Source organism: Streptomyces sp. NRRL F-2664 (genome assembly GCF_000719345.1).
Lineage (GTDB): Bacteria > Actinomycetota > Actinomycetes > Streptomycetales > Streptomycetaceae > Streptomyces.
The window spans coordinates 1-1197 of the sequence record NZ_JOFX01000273.1 but is presented as its reverse complement, the minus strand read 5'-3'; the positions used below and the strand labels follow the sequence as shown (position 1 = coordinate 1197).

Here is a 1197-nt window from a genome sequence, read left to right as displayed (position 1 = left end):
GGATTCGGCCGATCCGGTCGGCGAGCCGGCCCGCGGTGGCGGCGCCGATGGCGCAGCCGATCAGCGCGGCGGCGATCACCTGGGCGAGGGCCTCCGGGCCGACGTCGAAGCGCTCGCGGATCGCGACGACGGCGCCGTTGATGACGGAGCTGTCGTACCCGAAGAGGAAGCCGCCCATGGCAGCGGCCGCGGTGATGAAGATGACGTGGCCGAGGTGGTCGGGCTGGGGCGAGGATCCGCCGCCGGACGCCGGGGCCCGCGATGTGCTGCTGGTCAAGGTGTGCTCCGTGGGGTTTCGTCCCTCCATCGTCCGCTTCTGGTGCGTGATCACGATCAGCTGCGAGCTCTCCTGGAGCTCCTCCATGATCCGGATCAGCCGCTGCAGATTGGTGTCGTCGAGGGCGGCCTCGGCCTCGTCCATGACGTAGAACGGGCTGGGCCCCGCCTTGAGATGGACACCAGCAGCGCCACGGCGGTCAGCTTGATGTCGACGTGGACGAGTTCGCCTGGCCGGTCGCGTTCGCAGCGGCCGAATCTGACCTAACAACCAAACCGGTTACACCGTTTACTGAACAGACCCCACCGCCGTGCATGCACACGCCATCGGCTCAGTGAGGGGCTGTTCGGAGGAGGGGCAGTCGTCCCGGGGTCCTGTTTTCCTGACAGAATGCCTGACCGATATTTTCTGTCCCCCCGGAGTGTGTCGGTGTCTTCATCTAATTCTCCTCTGTCTTCTGCCGCTGCCGCTGCTGTGGGCCGTGTCTGCCGGGTTGGTGTGGCCGGCCTGCTGGCCCTGGGGCGACGGCGGGGCGTGGTGAGGCTTCGTTCGGCCTGTCACTGTCGTATGACCAGGAGTTGTCGGGTCTGGGGGTGGACCGGCAGGGCCTGGGCGCGGGTATGGGCCTGGGCCTGCCGTTCGTGGACACCGGTGAGGGCCGTGCTGTGGTGGCGGGCGGTGTCTACGACATCGACCCGGCGGGGAGTGCCCCGGGCGGTGCCGGCTCCGGCCTGAAGCGGTTCCCCGGGGAGGGGGTGCGCTTCGAGCATGTGCCGGGGGGCAGCCTGCCCGCCCGGGAGGGGGTGGAGGAGCGCGGTTACGAGTGGCGGCTGGCGGACCGCACCGACGGGTCGGTGCAGTACTTCGATGCGGACGGCAACCCGGTGGCGTTTGCGGACCGGCACGGCAACCGCACCGAC

The 1197-nt window shown here is 69.2% G+C and carries 2 protein-coding genes; one reads left to right on the top strand and one right to left on the bottom strand.

Translation table 11 applies throughout. The features are described from left to right. Nucleotides 1-421: MFS transporter (locus tag IF89_RS39430; RefSeq protein WP_043194898.1), on the bottom strand; the 421-nt coding region annotated here is incomplete at its 3' end. Nucleotides 422-855: 434 nt separating this feature from the next. Here IF89_RS39430 and IF89_RS39425 point away from each other — a divergent pair. Then, nucleotides 856-1197: hypothetical protein (locus IF89_RS39425; RefSeq protein WP_158718153.1), on the top strand; the 342-nt coding region annotated here is incomplete at its 3' end.